17 protein-coding genes are annotated in these 13,720 nt (G+C 71.1%); 10 read left to right on the forward strand and 7 right to left on the reverse strand.

Features of this window, described 5'->3' with window-relative positions:
- The first annotated feature begins 20 nt into the window (after positions 1 to 20).
- Positions 21 to 284: a DUF3039 domain-containing protein gene (locus tag BLT28_RS37030; RefSeq protein WP_030428518.1), complete on the forward strand. Its 264-nt coding sequence runs from the start codon at positions 21 to 23 to the stop codon at positions 282 to 284.
- 49 nt (positions 285 to 333) lie between these two features.
- Here BLT28_RS37030 and BLT28_RS37035 read toward each other — a convergent pair whose 3' ends face one another.
- Entirely contained in the window at positions 334 to 762 is a 429-nt protein-coding gene (locus tag BLT28_RS37035; RefSeq protein WP_231950545.1) for a hypothetical protein, read from the reverse strand.
- A 251-nt stretch (positions 763 to 1,013) separates the two neighbouring features.
- On the opposite strand from BLT28_RS37035, the gene hisS reads away from it, so the two are divergent.
- A complete protein-coding gene (gene hisS, locus BLT28_RS37040) occupies positions 1,014 to 2,282 on the forward strand; it encodes a histidine--tRNA ligase (RefSeq protein WP_030428516.1) in 1,269 nt (422 codons plus the stop codon).
- 5 nt (positions 2,283 to 2,287) lie between these two features.
- On the opposite strand, the gene BLT28_RS37045 is transcribed toward hisS, so the two are convergent.
- From BLT28_RS37045 to BLT28_RS37055, 3 genes are all read right to left on the reverse strand, one after another.
- A complete protein-coding gene (locus BLT28_RS37045; RefSeq protein WP_156050712.1) occupies positions 2,288 to 2,728 on the reverse strand; it encodes a hypothetical protein in 441 nt (146 codons plus the stop codon).
- Between the two features lie 91 nt (positions 2,729 to 2,819).
- Positions 2,820 to 3,002 (reverse strand): hypothetical protein, encoded by a 183-nt coding sequence (locus tag BLT28_RS37050; protein WP_043810858.1) that lies wholly within the window; start codon positions 3,000 to 3,002, stop codon positions 2,820 to 2,822.
- A 12-nt stretch (positions 3,003 to 3,014) separates the two neighbouring features.
- Positions 3,015 to 4,112, reverse strand: a complete 1,098-nt coding sequence (locus tag BLT28_RS37055) for an Rv2629 family ribosome hibernation factor (protein ID WP_030428514.1) — start codon at positions 4,110 to 4,112, stop codon at positions 3,015 to 3,017.
- Between the two features lie 87 nt (positions 4,113 to 4,199).
- On the opposite strand from BLT28_RS37055, the gene BLT28_RS37060 reads away from it, so the two are divergent.
- The 6 genes from BLT28_RS37060 to BLT28_RS37085 are packed head-to-tail and all read left to right on the forward strand — an operon-like array spanning position 4,200 to position 8,041.
- Positions 4,200 to 5,174 (forward strand): TIGR03557 family F420-dependent LLM class oxidoreductase, encoded by a 975-nt coding sequence (locus BLT28_RS37060; RefSeq protein ID WP_030428513.1) that lies wholly within the window; start codon positions 4,200 to 4,202, stop codon positions 5,172 to 5,174.
- Positions 5,171 to 5,593 carry a hypothetical protein gene (locus BLT28_RS42300; RefSeq protein WP_156050710.1) on the forward strand — a complete coding sequence of 141 codons (423 nt, stop codon included), beginning with the start codon at positions 5,171 to 5,173 and terminating at the stop codon, positions 5,591 to 5,593. Before BLT28_RS37060 ends, BLT28_RS42300 begins: the two co-directional genes overlap by 4 nt.
- Before the next feature lie 10 nt (positions 5,594 to 5,603).
- Positions 5,604 to 6,239 carry a nucleotidyltransferase family protein gene (locus BLT28_RS37070; protein ID WP_030428511.1) on the forward strand — a complete coding sequence of 212 codons (636 nt, stop codon included), beginning with the start codon at positions 5,604 to 5,606 and terminating at the stop codon, positions 6,237 to 6,239.
- Complete coding sequence (locus BLT28_RS37075; RefSeq protein WP_030428510.1) at positions 6,178 to 6,438, forward strand: BON domain-containing protein; 261 nt, start codon at positions 6,178 to 6,180, stop codon at positions 6,436 to 6,438. The genes BLT28_RS37070 and BLT28_RS37075 overlap by 62 nt, the downstream gene beginning before the upstream one ends.
- Complete coding sequence (locus BLT28_RS37080) at positions 6,435 to 7,169, forward strand: metallophosphoesterase family protein (RefSeq protein WP_030428509.1); 735 nt, start codon at positions 6,435 to 6,437, stop codon at positions 7,167 to 7,169. The genes BLT28_RS37075 and BLT28_RS37080 overlap by 4 nt, the downstream gene beginning before the upstream one ends.
- Complete coding sequence (locus BLT28_RS37085; protein ID WP_030428508.1) at positions 7,169 to 8,041, forward strand: alpha/beta fold hydrolase; 873 nt, start codon at positions 7,169 to 7,171, stop codon at positions 8,039 to 8,041. The genes BLT28_RS37080 and BLT28_RS37085 overlap by 1 nt, the downstream gene beginning before the upstream one ends.
- 48 nt (positions 8,042 to 8,089) lie before the next feature.
- Here the strand turns inward: BLT28_RS37085 and BLT28_RS37090 are convergent, their stop codons facing one another.
- Both BLT28_RS37090 and BLT28_RS40670 read right to left on the reverse strand, forming a co-directional pair.
- The gene (locus BLT28_RS37090) at positions 8,090 to 10,420 is read right to left on the reverse strand and encodes a SulP family inorganic anion transporter (protein ID WP_030428507.1); all 2,331 of its coding nucleotides are present in this window, start codon (positions 10,418 to 10,420) and stop codon (positions 8,090 to 8,092) included.
- Positions 10,421 to 10,562: 142 nt separating this feature from the next.
- A complete protein-coding gene (locus tag BLT28_RS40670; protein ID WP_156050708.1) occupies positions 10,563 to 10,730 on the reverse strand; it encodes a hypothetical protein in 168 nt (55 codons plus the stop codon).
- Positions 10,731 to 11,079: 349 nt separating this feature from the next.
- Here BLT28_RS40670 and BLT28_RS37095 point away from each other — a divergent pair, with 349 nt between their 5' ends.
- A complete protein-coding gene (locus BLT28_RS37095; RefSeq protein ID WP_030428506.1) occupies positions 11,080 to 11,748 on the forward strand; it encodes a DedA family protein in 669 nt (222 codons plus the stop codon).
- Positions 11,749 to 11,848: 100 nt separating this feature from the next.
- Here BLT28_RS37095 and BLT28_RS37100 read toward each other — a convergent pair whose 3' ends face one another.
- Complete coding sequence (locus tag BLT28_RS37100) at positions 11,849 to 12,067, reverse strand: hypothetical protein (RefSeq protein ID WP_030428505.1); 219 nt, start codon at positions 12,065 to 12,067, stop codon at positions 11,849 to 11,851.
- Between the two features lie 210 nt (positions 12,068 to 12,277).
- On the opposite strand from BLT28_RS37100, the gene BLT28_RS37105 reads away from it, so the two are divergent.
- On the forward strand, positions 12,278 to 13,606 hold the full coding sequence (locus BLT28_RS37105) for a helix-turn-helix domain-containing protein (RefSeq protein ID WP_081900159.1): 1,329 nt from the start codon (positions 12,278 to 12,280) through the stop codon (positions 13,604 to 13,606).
- Positions 13,607 to 13,720: the final 114 nt, after the last annotated feature.

Consider the following 13,720-nt stretch of genomic DNA (forward strand, 5'->3'; position numbering starts at 1 on the left):
GGCATCATCCGTGAGGCATCATGGTGTACGTGAGCTTGACGCAGACGCTGCCGGACACCGGAACGCGGCCTGAGGGCACCGACAACACGGGCGACGACGACCCGAAGATGTTCCACTACGTGCGGAAATCCAAGATCGCCGAGAGCGCGGTCATGGGCACGCACGTGGTGGCGCTGTGCGGTGAGGTGTTCCCTGTCACGCGCTCCCCGAAGCCCGGCTCCCCCGTGTGCCCGGAGTGCAAGAAGGTCTACGAGTCGTTGCGCCCCGGCGGCGACGACGACTGACCCCCGGCACCTTCCCGCGGCGGACCGGAGCGGCCCGCCGCGGCGGTGATCACTGCGCGGGCAGGCGGCGGGCCTCGCCGACGGCGCAGGTGATCGCGCCCTTGATCGGGGTGCCGCCCGGGATCTTCTCGGTGACCGTCTTGCCGGGCTCGATGCGGTTGTCCACGAAGCGCGCGTCGCTGGTGGGCTTGCCGTCCGGACCGCTGATGTCGATGCCCACGACGTACTTGGCCGCTTCGGCGGAGCTGTTGGTGACCTCGATGGTCACGTCCTGCGTCCACGCGTTCGGCGTGCACGAGATGATCTTCACATCGCCCTTGGCGTCGACGCCGGGCTTGGCCTTCGACGAGGCCGGCGCGGACGTCGGCGCGGCGGTCGTGGCCTCCGGAGCGGCCCCGCCCGCGGGCTGGGGCTCGTCCCCGCAGCCGCTGAGCACCAGGGCGGCGACGGGCAGGATGAGCAGGAGTCGGTTGAACACGGCGCACATCCTGGCAGCACCCGTTCAGCCGAGCAGTTCGCCCTCCACCAGGCCCATCGGGACCATGTCGTGCCACCTGCCGTCGCGGCGGCGAGCGCCGATGCCCGGCCCGCGGGGCCGCCGCTCGACACTGCGAGCAGGTCTTCGGTGACGAAGCCGAAGCGGCAGGCCGTGCGGGGAAACCGGATCGCGGCCGGGATCGGGCTGCGGGTAGTTTGGGCCGGTCAAGGCCCGCCTACAAGAGGACCACGGTGAAGATCGACAACAGCCCCGCGAGGGGCACCCGCGACCTGCTCCCGGCGACCGTCGCCCGGCGCGATCACGTCCTCGCGGCGATCGTCGAGATCTACCACCGCTTCGGCTACCGGCGGATCGAGACGCCCGCGCTGGAGAACCTGGACCGGCTGACCTCCGGCCAGGGCGGGGAGAACGAGAAGCTGCTCTTCAAGATCATGCGCAGGGGCCTTCCCGAGGAGACCGAGCCGGGCACCCGGGTCAACGACCTCGCCGACCTGGCGCTGCGCTACGACCTCACCGTGCCGCTGACCCGGTTCTACGGCGCCAACCACGCCACGCTGCCCACCCCGTTCCGCAGCCTGCAGTACGGGCCGGTGTGGCGCGCGGAGCGGCCGCAGAAGGGCCGCTACCGCCAGTTCGTCCAGTGCGACATCGACATGATCGGCGAGGAGTCGGTGCTCGCCGAGGCCGAGCTGATCGAGGCCACCACCCAGGCGCTGGCCGCGGTGGGGCTGACGGGGGCGACGGTCCGCGTCTCCGACCGCCGCTTCGTCGCGGCGCTCGCTCAGGCGGCGGGGCTGGACGAGGCGGTCTGGCCCGCGTTCTTCATCGGCCTGGACAAGCTCGACAAGATCGGCTGGGACGGCGTTCGCTCCGAACTGGAGGCCAAGGGCCTGCCCGCCGACAAGGTCGGTGACGCCCTGGAGCGCATCCAGAAGCTGCGCGAGCTGCCCGCCACCTCCATCGCCGACGCGCTGGCCGACGCGGTGCCCACGCTGGCCGAGGACGTGATCGCCGACCTCGCGACGACCACCGCGAGCCTGGCCGAGGCCAGCGCCGTGAGCTGGGAGTTCGACCCGACGCTGGTCAGGGGCATGGGCTACTACACCGGCCAGATCTTCGAGGTGATGCACCCGGGGATGAACTCCTCGATCGCCGGTGGCGGCCGCTACGACAAGCTGATCGGCCGCAGCCTCGGCAAGGACGTCCCGGCCTGCGGGTTCAGCATCGGCTTCGAGCGGATCGTGGACCTGCTCGGGGACGCCCCCGCCGAGGACTCGGTCGCGGTGCTGTTCGAGAAGGACGTGCCCGCGGCGCGCGCCATGGCCGTCGCCCGCGAGCTGCGCCGGGAGGGCCGCACCGCCACGGTGCTCGGGCGGCGCGGCAAGTTCGGCGCCCAGCTCGGCAGGCTGGAGGAGTGGGGCTTCACCTCGTTCGTCCACCTCCGCGCCGATGCCGAGCCGGGGGCGCCGCTGGAGCAGCGCCCGCTGGGCGCCCGCTGACGGCGTCAGAGTCGCTGGGAGTCCCGGCACCTCGGGTCCTTGCCCGAGGTGTTGAAGATGAACTCCACCTCGAACACGGGGTGCCGGGTCTTCGTCATGGTGAACTCGGGATTGAGCTTGTGCCAGCTGTTGTCGGCGCGCGCCGCGTCCCCGCTCCTGGCGAGCAGGTGCCGCGTGTCCGGAGCCGGTACGTAGTCGACGGTGACGTCGTTGCGCTCCGTCCTGCCGTCGGCAGGCTTCTTGATCTTGTAGCGGACCTGGGTGATCCGGGCGAGGGGAGCGATCCCGCCGAAGCCGTCCGAACCGGACCGGCCGTAGATCTCGACCCAGCCGGTGAAGCCGGACTTGCCGCACTTGAGGCGCACCTTGGGCTCCGCGGCCTGTGCCGGCACCGCCACCCCCACCATCACCACGACCGCGAGGGCACTCACTACGGACTTTCTCATCGCGTCAGTGTCGGCGGTCTCCCGCTCGCCGGTCACCTTCGTGTCGAGCACGTCCGAAAGGTTGCCGTTTCGCAGTACGTGAATGCTGTTGTCACTGGCCGGGGTCCGGGCGGACATCGGTGCCGCGCAAGACCTCCGGGTCGTCGTCGGCGGGCGGTTCCGGGTCCCGCCACTCGTGCGCGTGCGTCGGCCGGTTGGCCCGCAACGTGCCTTCGAGCTCGTGCTGGAGCTGTTCGTCCTGACGCGGTCCGTGCTTGTCGCTTCCTCGCTGCATAACTTCTCCCTTCTAGCCCCGCAGCAGCGCGCCGACGCCGTCGGCCAGCTCCGGCTCACCCGTGGCCAGCTGCAGCCGCGCTCCGGTCGCCACGGCGGCCATGACCAGCGCGGAGTCGGCGCGTTCGCGGGCGAGGTGGGGTACGCCCAGCGAGCGCAGCTCCGCCTCGTCGATGGCGATCTGGGTCGGTTCCGAACCGATCCAGATCGTGCGGTCCGCCGTTGCCGCGCCGTCGAGCAGCACGGTGTCCACCCGGCCCTCGCGCAGTGCGGTGGCGACCGCGGGCAGGCCCTGCGTCGCATCGCCCTGCCTGCCCAGCTCGATCCGGAAGCGATCGACGGCGTTGTGCCCGATCGCGTCCACCTGTTGCTTGATCAGCTTGTGCACGGCCTCGCCGAGCGCGTCCTGGTCCGCGCCGGGGACGTGGCCGCCCACCGTCAGCTCCTCCGCGATGGCGGCTGACCGGTCCGGCAGCGCCGCGCGCACCGCCGTGCGGGCCTGGACCTCACCGGAGAGCACGAGCAGGCGCGCGCCCAGCCGGCGCACCATCCGGTCGGCGGCCTCGGCGACCGCGATCGCGTTGTCCTGCTTGGTGTTCTCCACCCGCTGGCGAATCCGCTTGTGCGCCATGCCCCCTCCGCCCGCGTCGTGCAGCGGGTGGTCCTGCCCGGCCACCTCCTGGCGGTCGACCAGCCTGCCGTCGCCGTCGTAGCCCAGGACTTCGCCGCCCGCGCCGTCCACCAGGACGGCCACGTGCGGCAGATCGGCCTCGGTCTGCTCCAGCAACGGCATCAGGTAGGGCAGCGCCGACCACCGGGCGATCGGCTGTGCCGGTGGCTCCGGCAGGTGGCGGTCCAGCAGCACCTCGCCGCCCGAGGCGATCAGCGCGCGGCCGGCCCGGCCCCGCGCGGGCTCACCCCCCGCGAGCGCTCTGTCCACACTGGACAGTGTGCGTTCGTCGGCGCCCTGTTCCGCCAACGTCGCCCGCGCCTCCCGCCACCGCAGCTCCAGTGCCTTCGGCGCGTCCGGGGTGTCGTGCGAGTCGTCCAGGTACACCGACGCGAACGGTCCCGTCGCCGCGACGAGCCCGCGCAGCTGCGTCAGATCCATCTTCGCCACCTCCTCCTCGCCGGGCTACCCGGTCCGGCCCCGGTCACACCGGGGATTGGCCGCCCGGCAGGTGGGTAGCCGGAGTGCATGGTCAGCATCGGATACTTCCTGTCCTGCGAGGAGTTCGGTCCGCGCGAGCTGGTCCGGCAGGCCCGGCTGGCCGAGGACGCGGGGTTCCAGCGGCTGTGGATCTCCGACCACTTCCACCCGTGGAACGACCAGCAGGGGCACAGCCCGTTCGTGTGGTCGGTCATCGGCGCGCTGTCGGAAACGACGAGCCTGCCCATCACCACCGCGGTGACCTGCCCGACCGTGCGCGTGCACCCGGCGATCGTCGCCCAGGCCGCCGCCACCGCGGCCGTGCAGTGCCGAGGCGGGTTCACCCTCGGCGTCGGCAGCGGAGAGGCCCTCAACGAGCACGTGCTCGGCGACCACTGGCCGCCCGCCGACGTGCGCCTGAGCATGCTGGAGGAGGCCGTCGAGCTGATCCGCGCCCTGCACCGCGGCGAAGAGGTGAGCTACCACGGCAAGCACTACACGGTGGAGAACGCCCGCATCTACACGTTGCCCGAGCAGCCGGTCCCCATCTACGTCTCCGCCTTCGGCCCCAAGTCGGCGAAGCTGGCCGGGCGCATCGGCGACGGCTTCATGAGCACCATCCCGGACAGCGGGCTGATCTCCACCTTCCGCGAGGCCGGCGGCGGTGGCCTGCCCGCGCAGGCAGGGTTCAAGGTGTGCTGGGCGGACACCGAGATCGAGGGCGCCCGCACCGCGCACCGGATCTGGCCCAACGAGCACCTTCCCGGTGAGCTGGCGCAGGTCCTGCCGACGCCACGGCACTTCGAGCAGGCTTCGAAGCTGGTCACCGAGGACACCGTGCGCGAGGCGGTCCCCTGTGGACCGGACCCGGAGAAACACGTTGCCGCGCTGAGGAAATACGTCGACGCCGGCTACGACGAGGTTTACGTGCAGCAGATCGGGCCGAACCAGGACGCGTTCTTCAAGGCGTGGGCGGCGCACGTGCTGCCCCGCTTCGAGCACGTGGGGAGTGAGAGGGCATGAGCACACCCAGGGAAGAAGTCTCCGAGGAACTGGACGAGGACCGCCTCGGCGTCGACCCGCTCGAGGAGGGCGTCGAACCGCCGGAGCACTGGAGCGGAGTGGACCAGCACGGCACCACGCCCAACGAGCAGCGCGAGGGCGAGACCCTGGACGAGCGCCTTGCCGAGGAGCGCCCCGACGTCGAACCGGAGCCGGTTCCCGAGCGCCCGCGCGCGGCGACCCCGGACAGCGAACTGGACGAGACCATCGACGACGAGCCCCCGGCCGAAGCCGAAGAGAGCGTGGCGGAAGAGAATCCGGTCCTGGTGAGCGAGGACGTCGAGCCCGGCGGCCTCTCCGCGTCCACAAGGGATGGTGAGGTGGCCTCCTACGGCTCGCAGGCACCGGAAGAACGCGCTGAACGCGTCGAGCGCTGGTGACGGTGACCGGATGGCCGACGACTTCGACGAACTGGTCCGCACAACGGTGCGGGTGGTCAGCGCGCTGCGCGAGGCAGAGGTCCCGTTCGCGCTGACCGGAGGCATCGCGGTGTGGGCGCGTGGCGGTCCCGAGTCCGAACACGACGTCGACGTGCTCGTGCGGGCGGAGGACAGCGCCGAGGCCGTGCGGGTGCTCGTGGCCGCGGGGATGCGCGCCGCCGAACCCCCGGAACGGTGGCTCACCAAGGTCTACGACCGCGACCACCTCGTGGACCTCATCCACGAGCCGGTGGAGTCCCCGGTGACGGAGGAGACCCTGGCCCGCGCGGAATGGATGCGGGTCGGATCGGTGAAGGCCCCCGTGGCGCCCGCGACGGACCTGGTGGTGGACAAGTTGCTCGTGCTGGACGAGCACCGCTGCGACTTCGCCGTGCTGCTGCCGATCCTGCGCGCGCTGAGGGAACAGATCGACTGGGGCGAGGTGGCCCGCCGGACCGCGGGATCGCCGTACGCGGAGGCGTTGCTGCTGCTGGCCCACCGCCTCGGCATCGCCGCACTCGCACAGCATTCAGGGAGGCAAGCCCATGACAACCGATCAGGAGCCGCCGCAGTACGCAGTGGCCCGCCTGCGTCGCGCGCTGGCTGAGGACCCCAGGACCGCCGAACAGGGCGTGCGCGTCGACCTGCGCGGTGAACAGGTCTACCTCAGCGGTGACGTGGCGAGCGAGGAGCGCAAGCACAAGCTCGACCAGGTCGTGCACGACATCGCCGCGAACCTGACCGTGCACAACGACGTCCGCGTGGTCGAGGCGAAGGCGCCGGTCGGACGGGAGGAGCTGCGATGATCAGGATCGCCGCGGTCGGGGACGTGCACCTCGCGCCGGACGCCAGCGGTCACCTCCGCCCCGCGCTGGAGGAGCTGGGCGACTGCGCGGACGTCCTGCTGCTCGCCGGGGACCTCACCAAGCACGGCACGGTCGAGGAGGCCGAGGTCGTCGCGCGCGAGTTCGGCGGCCTCGCCGTCCCGGTCATCGCCGTGCTCGGCAACCACGACCACCACAGCGATCAGGGCGAAGAACTGTCCACTGTGCTCAGAGAAGCCGGGATCACCGTGCTGGAGGGCAACGGCGTGGTGCTCGACGTCGGCGACCGCCGGCTCGGCGTCGCCGGGGTGAAGGGCTTCGGCGGCGGGTTCGCGGGCAAGTGCGCGAGCGCCTTCGGCGAGCGGGAGATGAAGGCCTTCGTCAACCACACCGCCGAGGTCTCCGCCCAGCTGGGCAAGGCGCTCGAAGAACTCGACGCGGACGTCCGCGTCGCCCTGACCCACTACTCGCCGGTCAAGGAAACCCTGCGCGGGGAACCGCTGGAGATCTACCCGTTCCTCGGTTCCTACCTGCTGGCGGAGGCGATCGACAACGCGCGTGCCGACATCGCCTTCCACGGCCACGCCCACGCGGGCACCGAGCACGGGATGACCGCGGGCGGCGTCCGCGTGCGCAACGTCGCGCAGCCGGTGATCCGATCCGCTTTCAAGGTCTACAGCCTGGAACCGGCCGAACTGGAGGCAGCCAGCTGATGTTCGAGGGCTTCGCACTGGAACAGATCGACGTCGGCGAGGTCCGGCTGAGCGTGCGGCACGGCGGTTCGGGTCCGCCGATCCTGTTGCTCCACGGGCATCCCAGGACGCACACGACGTGGCACCGGGTCGCGCCGCTGCTGGCACGGCGGTATTCCGTGGTGTGCCCGGACATGCGCGGATACGGCCGGTCCTCGAAGCCTTCGACCGAGCCCGACCACAGTCAGCAGTCCAAGCGCGCCGTGGCCAACGACTGCGTGAAGCTCATGGAAGCGTTGGGGCACAAGCAGTTCACTGTAGTAGGGCATGACCGCGGCGGCTATGTCGCCCACCGCATGGCCGTCGACCACCCGGACCGCGTGACCGCGCTGGTCGCGCTCGACGTCGTCCCCATCGGTGAGGCGCTGGCCCGCTGCGACGCCCGCTTCGCCGCGAGCTGGTGGCACTGGTTCTTCCTCGGCCAGGAAACGGACCTGCCGGAGCGCGTGATCAACGCCGACCCCGTCTCCTGGTATCGCGCCCGCTACGACGACCGAGCGGCAGCCATGGGGGAGGCGAACTTCGCGGACTTCCAACGCGCGATCAACGATCCGGAGACGGTGCACGCGATGTGCGAGGACTACCGCGCGGGACTGGGCGTCGACCGGATCGCCGACGACGCGGACCGCGCGGCGGGCAGGAAGGTGCGGTGCCCGGCCCTGGTCCTCTGGGCGGACGGAGACAACCTGCCGGAGCTCTACGGTGACGTGGTCGAGGCGTGGCGGGGCTGGGCCGAGAACGTCGAGGGCGGCTCGATCGCGAGCGGCCACCACATGTCCGAGGAGGCACCGGACGAACTGGCCTCGCGGATCGAGGACTTTCTTTCCGGATGAGCGCAACGGCCCCCTTCGCGAGGAAGGGGGCCGTTGCGCTCACTGCGGTCAGAGGACGGTCGCGGGGTCCACAGGGGACAGTCGGCCGGTTTCCGGGTCGACCACGTGCACCCGAGCGTCTGAGATGTCGAAGTACAGCCCGACCAGGGTCAGGCGTCCCTCGTCCACCGCCTCGCGCACCGAGGGGTAGGTCATCAGGTTCTCCAGCTGCTGCACCACGTTGAGCACGCTCAGCCGGTCCACGGGGTCCATGTCGGGGTCGTGGAGTTCGCCCTCGCAGGCGCGGTAGCGGGCCAGGCTCGGCTCCGCGTGCCGCAGCCAGGACGCCAGGTGCGTGCCCTCGCGGACCCCGCCGTGCAACGAGGCCTTCATGGCACCGCAGTGCGAGTGCCCGCAGACCACGATGTTGGGCACCTCCAGCGCCTCGACGGCGAACTCGATCGACGCGCCGACGGACGATCCGATGCTCGCGACGTCGTTGCGCGGCACCAGGTTCCCGACGTTGCGGGTGGTGAACAGGTCACCGGGGCCACTGCTGGTGATCATGTTCGGCACGACGCGCGAATCGGCGCAGCTGATGAAGAACTGGCTGGGCTTCTGCCCCCGCTCGGCCAGCTCCGACAGGAACGGTCGCACCAACGGCGCCGCGCTGCGCTGGAACTCGTGCATGCCGAGCATCATCGGGTCGGCCCCGGGCCGGGGCTCCGGGATGATCGTGCCCGCGTCCGGTTCGCCGCCGTCGGAGTGCATGTTCTGCCAGTACGACCACGGGGCGAACCACCTCGGCAGCTGGCCGGGCAGGCTCTTGCGCTGCTCCGGCTTGCCCAGCCGGGCCCGCTGGTACCAGGTGTCGTGCACCTCGTCGATGCGCACCGTCCCGAGGGCCCGCTCGTAGCCGGAGCGCCAGTCGTCGATCGCCTCGTAGCCCGCGTGGTCCATGAAGTCCACGTGCAGCTCCAGCACGACGTGCTTGCCCTCCGGGACGCGGCGCAGCTCGTTGATCAGGTTCGCGACGCCCAGGAAGATCAGCGACCCCCGGACGACGACTCGCCATTCCTCCGCCGACTCCTCGACGACCTCCACGGTCGCCCTGGTCAGCCGCCACAGCGCCAGCAGCAGCGCTACCGCGATGCCCAGCAGCACGCCCTTGACCAGGTCCAGGAACACCACGCCCGCGAAGGTGACCACGTACACCGGGAACTCGCGGTGCCGCCACAGCTCCCGCATGTGCGCGAGGCTGACCAGGCGGATGCCGGTGAGCACCAGCACCGAGGCCAGCGCGGCCATCGGGATCAGCTCCAGAGTGCTGCCCAGGAACAGCACGAACAGCGCGATCCACACGCCGTGCAGGACCGAGGAGGCGCGGGTCCGCGCGCCGGCGGCGATGTTGGTCGAGCTGCGCACGATCACCCCGGCGATCGGCAGGCCGCCGAGCGCACCGGACGCCATGTTGGCCGCACCCTGCGCCGCGAGCTCCTTGTCCAAGTTGGCGCGCGGCCCGGAATGCAGCTTGTCCACCGCGACCGCCGACAGCAGTGTCTCGACGCTGGCGACGGCGGCGACCGTGACGATCGCGACGAGGATGCCGCCGAGGTCACCGACCGGCAGCGCGGGCAGGCCCATGCCGGAGAGCGGGTTGTCCGGCAGGGAGACCCTGGGCACGGTGAGCCCGAAGCCGATGGACACCGCGGTGGCGACCGCGACCGCGACCAGGGGCGCGGGGACCAGCGACACCCTGGAAATCCTCGGCCAGACCAGCAGCACCGCGAAGGTGACGATGCCGATGCCGAACGCGGCGTCGTGGTGGCCGACGATCTGGCCCGGCAGGTCGCGCAGGTTGGCCAGGGCCGAGCTCTGCGGCTGGCCGCCGAACACCACGTGGATCTGGCTCAGCGCGATGACCGCGCCCATGCCCGCGAGCATGCCGTGCACCACGGCGGGGGACAGCGACAGCGCGGCCCGGCCCATCCTGGTCACGCCCAGGACCAGCTGCACGGCACCGGCGGCGATGGTGATGAACGCGGTCGCGGCCCAGCCGTACTCGCTGATCACCCCGGCCAGGATCACGGTCAGGCCCACGGCGGGGCCGCTGACCAGGAACGGCACCCCGCTGAGCGAGCCCGCGACGATGCCGCCGACCACCGCCGCGGTCAGGCCGGAGATCATCGGGGCACCGGAGGCGGCGGCGATGCCCAGCGACAGCGGGATCGCGATCAGCACGACCACCAGCGAGGCGGGCAGGTCGTGCCGGAGCACGGTGGCCAGCGCCGACCGCCGCTCGGTTCCCCCGGCGGGCTCGGCGGCGGGCTCGGCGGCGCCGGGCGGTCCGGTGCTGGCGTGCTCCCCTGCCGAGGTGCGCGCGCGGCGGGTGTTGATCATGGTTGTCGTGCCTCCAGGACGGCGCCCCAGGCGGGCTGCCCGGAGCTGGGGTGACGAAAGCCGGCGGGCCTCGCCGCAGTTCGTGCGGCGGGTCCCGCCCGCGGGGTACCCGGTCCGCGGACCGGGCGGTGCGTGTGGGGGATTACCCGACCAGGGTGAGAGCGGCCCGCGACGGGCACGCGGCTAACGAGCGGGGCGTCCGGCCGGACTCCGGTGGCCACAGGCGTGCGTCGGTCGTCGTATCGGCACAGTCGGCGCTGAAGGCGTCGAGCACTGGCTCGGCTTCGGCGCGGTACCGGGTCGTTGCCATGACGGCTCCTCCAGGCCCTACCCGCGTCGGGAGTCAGTTGTCCGCGAGGTCGTTGAGTGTGACCTGCGTCCCTATCATCAGTATCGAAAACGATCTACAGGGAGCAAGTTCCCACGTCCGGGAACTTGAATTCAGCCGGTCAGGGGAGTAGATCGCGAGCGGTAGGGCTGATCCTGCCCCGTCCCGGTCCCCCCGATCGTCGATCTTCGGACGGAACGGACATTACCCCCCAATGCCGATTCGCGGTCATGATCGCCCGGATAGGGTAGGCCGCCGGGGCCGCTGGGGGACGCTCATCACGGCCCGTGCACCCGAATCCCGCAACACCGCACCTGGGGGGAACACACCCGTGGGACTGATCAGTGACAGCCTGGAGTCCATCGCCGGGCTCCCGCAGCCGCTGGTGCTCGCCGCCGCCGCTGCCTTCACCTTCGGCGAGACGACCATCGGCCTCGGCCTGGTCGTGCCCGGCGAGGTGGGCCTGCTCGTCGCCGCGAGCACCGTCAAGGCGCTCGGCACCGGCATCGTGATGTGGGCCGTCGTCACGCTCGCCGCCGTCTGCGGCGACTCGGTCGGCTACCTGGTCGGCAGGCGCTTCGGCGGCAAGCTCAGGGAGACCCGGCTGATCAAGAGGATGGGCCAGGAGAACTGGGACAAGGCCACCGCGCTGATCCGGCGCCGCGGCGCGTGGGCGGTGTTCTTCGCCAGGTGGCTGCCCGTGGTCCGCTCGCTGACCCCGGCCGCCGCCGGCACCGCGGGCCTGGCCTACCCGAAGCTGCTGATCGCCTCGATCTGCGGCGCCGCGCCGTGGGCCGCGCTGCACGTCACCATCGCCGCGATGGCCGGTGAGGCCGCCAAGCAGATCGAGTCCAAGCTCAGCACCGCCAGCTACTTCCTGCTCGGTGGTGTCGTCCTCGCCGGCATCGTGTTCGTGCTGGTCCGCAAGAGCAAGGCCAAGAAGGCCGCGACCGTCGTGACGCCTCCGGAGGAGGAGAAGCAGCTGGAGCAGGCGCACTGATCGCGCCGCTTTCCAGTCCTCGCACATGACAAGGGACGGGGTGCTGCCCTCGCTGGCACCCCGTCCCTCATGTCATGTCGGCGCTATTCGTTCCCGGCAGTCAGGGCATCGGCCACTCGACTCCGGGGCCGGTGAGCGGCGGCCTGCTGCTGGCGAGGGTGGCACCGGCCGAGCCCGGCCACTCGACCCCGCCGGGGTGACCGATGCCACCCGGGTCCATGGCCCGCAGCACGACGCTGTTGCCCCGTGGCGGTGGGCATGCGTCCGGCCAGGCCACGTTTCCGCAGCTGTCCGGCGCGGCCGAGGTCAGCTCGGCCACTGCGGACTTCGGGTTCGGAGGCTGGCAGAGCGGCCACGCGACGTCACAAGGCTTACGTCCCGGATCAGCCTGGACCTGCTGTGTACCGGCGGCGAGTGTCGAAGTGATATCGGTGGATTGAACGCCACTGTCTAGCGGTGAAAGAATTCCCGCGTACAGTGTCATCAGAAAGGCAACAAGCATGCCTGCCTCCTTGAGTAGCTACCTGTCATGACATCTGCCGATCGAGTCAGCGCCGAGCGCGAGCTGCCTGCGACGTTCGGTGACCGACTGCGTGCTCTTCGTGTCTCGCGAGGTCTGACCCAGCGCGACCTCGCCGGTGAAGGGCTGTCGAGCAGCTACCTGTCCCGTCTGGAGTCCGGGCAACGTACCCCGACTCCCAAGGTGGTGGAACAGCTCGCCGCGCGACTGGGAGTGCCGACCGAGTCCTTCGCCGGGCTCGACAACGGCACCCGGGTCAGCGGTGGTGAGTTCATGGTGGGCGTCGCCCGGGTGATGGACCTGCTCCTGGAGGGCAGGCCGGACGCCGCGCTGGAGGTGCTGGACGCACTGCGGGAGAACGTCCGCGACCCGCGGGACCGGTGGTTCTGCGAGTACGCCGCGGCCGCGTGCGCGAGCAAGCTGGGCCGTACCCAGGACGTCGCGGACCGGCTCGAGGCACTCGAACCGATGTACCGGGGTCTGCCCGCGGCCGCCAAGGTCGTCACGGAGACCCACAACGCCGCGGCGCTGCGCAACCTCGGTCGTTTCCGCGAGGCCGCCGAGCTGGCGCAGAAGGCGTTGCTGGAGGCGGAGGGCCTGGCGAACGCCGACTTCTCGCCCGGCCAGGCGTGGCCGCTGCGCCTGCGCGCCTCCGTCGCACTGGCGTCCTCCCTCGCGGAGGCCCGCAGGATCGACGAGGCCCTTCAGGTCTGCGCCCGTGGCATCGACCTGGTCAACGCCGGGCCGCCGGACACCCCGGACTGGCGCGACCGCTCCACCTTCACCGAGGCCGCGGTCACCATGCACTGGACCTACGCGGGCGCGCTGACCCGCGCGGGCTTCCTCGACCAGGCGTCGGAGCAGATCCAGGCCGCGCTCGCGCACCCGGCGGAGGCCATCGGCAACGACCTGTGGTGCCGCGTCCGGATCACCGCTGTCTTCATGGTGCTGAACTTCGACCTGCCGCTGCCGGTCTCCCCGGAGACGCTGCTCCAGGAGGTCACCGAGCTGCGCCGGGCGGCCAACAGCCAGGTCGACTCGCAGGTCGCGCTGATGCGCTCGGCGGTCGCGGTTCGCGGTGGTGACCTCGAAAGCGCTCTCGATCACGCGGAGCGCGCTTTGGCCGGGCCGCTGGACACGGCCGACCAGATGCGGGCACTGATGACCGTCGTGCGCGTCAGCGCCCAGCTCGGCAGGGAGGAGCGGCGGCTCAGCGCGCTGGACGAGCTGCTGCAGCACCTGGACTCCGCCGATCCGGACGAGGTGCGGCCCGCGCTGCTCAAAGAGGTGGCCTCGTTGTCCGTGCAGACCCTGCGCGATCAGCGCGCACGCGCGTAGCCGGCGCTCCCCTGCCCCTGGGGAGTCCGGCTCGCCGTCCCGCGAGCCGCCCGCTCGCTTGTCACGCACTGTCATGGTTGACCCTGACTGAGTGGCTACGAAGGTTGGTCCATC

It is taken from the genome of Allokutzneria albata (genome assembly GCF_900103775.1).
Classification (GTDB): Bacteria; Actinomycetota; Actinomycetes; order Mycobacteriales; family Pseudonocardiaceae; genus Allokutzneria; species Allokutzneria albata.

What these genes read in the sequence shown, in the direction of transcription:
- BLT28_RS37030 (WP_030428518.1), top strand. Translation starts at nt 21, where the DNA reads ATGGTGTACGTGAGCTTGACGCAGACGCTGCCGGACACCGGAACGCGG.
- BLT28_RS37045 (WP_156050712.1), bottom strand. Translation starts at nt 2,728, where the DNA reads ATGAGAAAGTCCGTAGTGAGTGCCCTCGCGGTCGTGGTGATGGTGGGG.
- BLT28_RS37050 (WP_043810858.1), bottom strand. Translation starts at nt 3,002, where the DNA reads ATGCAGCGAGGAAGCGACAAGCACGGACCGCGTCAGGACGAACAGCTC.
- BLT28_RS37055 (WP_030428514.1), bottom strand. Translation starts at nt 4,112, where the DNA reads ATGGATCTGACGCAGCTGCGCGGGCTCGTCGCGGCGACGGGACCGTTC.
- BLT28_RS37060 (WP_030428513.1), top strand. Translation starts at nt 4,200, where the DNA reads ATGGTCAGCATCGGATACTTCCTGTCCTGCGAGGAGTTCGGTCCGCGC.
- BLT28_RS42300 (WP_156050710.1), top strand. Translation starts at nt 5,171, where the DNA reads ATGAGCACACCCAGGGAAGAAGTCTCCGAGGAACTGGACGAGGACCGC.
- BLT28_RS37070 (WP_030428511.1), top strand. Translation starts at nt 5,604, where the DNA reads ATGGCCGACGACTTCGACGAACTGGTCCGCACAACGGTGCGGGTGGTC.
- BLT28_RS37075 (WP_030428510.1), top strand. Translation starts at nt 6,178, where the DNA reads ATGACAACCGATCAGGAGCCGCCGCAGTACGCAGTGGCCCGCCTGCGT.
- BLT28_RS37080 (WP_030428509.1), top strand. Translation starts at nt 6,435, where the DNA reads ATGATCAGGATCGCCGCGGTCGGGGACGTGCACCTCGCGCCGGACGCC.
- BLT28_RS37085 (WP_030428508.1), top strand. Translation starts at nt 7,169, where the DNA reads ATGTTCGAGGGCTTCGCACTGGAACAGATCGACGTCGGCGAGGTCCGG.
- BLT28_RS37090 (WP_030428507.1), bottom strand. Translation starts at nt 10,420, where the DNA reads ATGATCAACACCCGCCGCGCGCGCACCTCGGCAGGGGAGCACGCCAGC.
- BLT28_RS40670 (WP_156050708.1), bottom strand. Translation starts at nt 10,730, where the DNA reads ATGGCAACGACCCGGTACCGCGCCGAAGCCGAGCCAGTGCTCGACGCC.
- BLT28_RS37105 (WP_081900159.1), top strand. Translation starts at nt 12,278, where the DNA reads ATGACATCTGCCGATCGAGTCAGCGCCGAGCGCGAGCTGCCTGCGACG.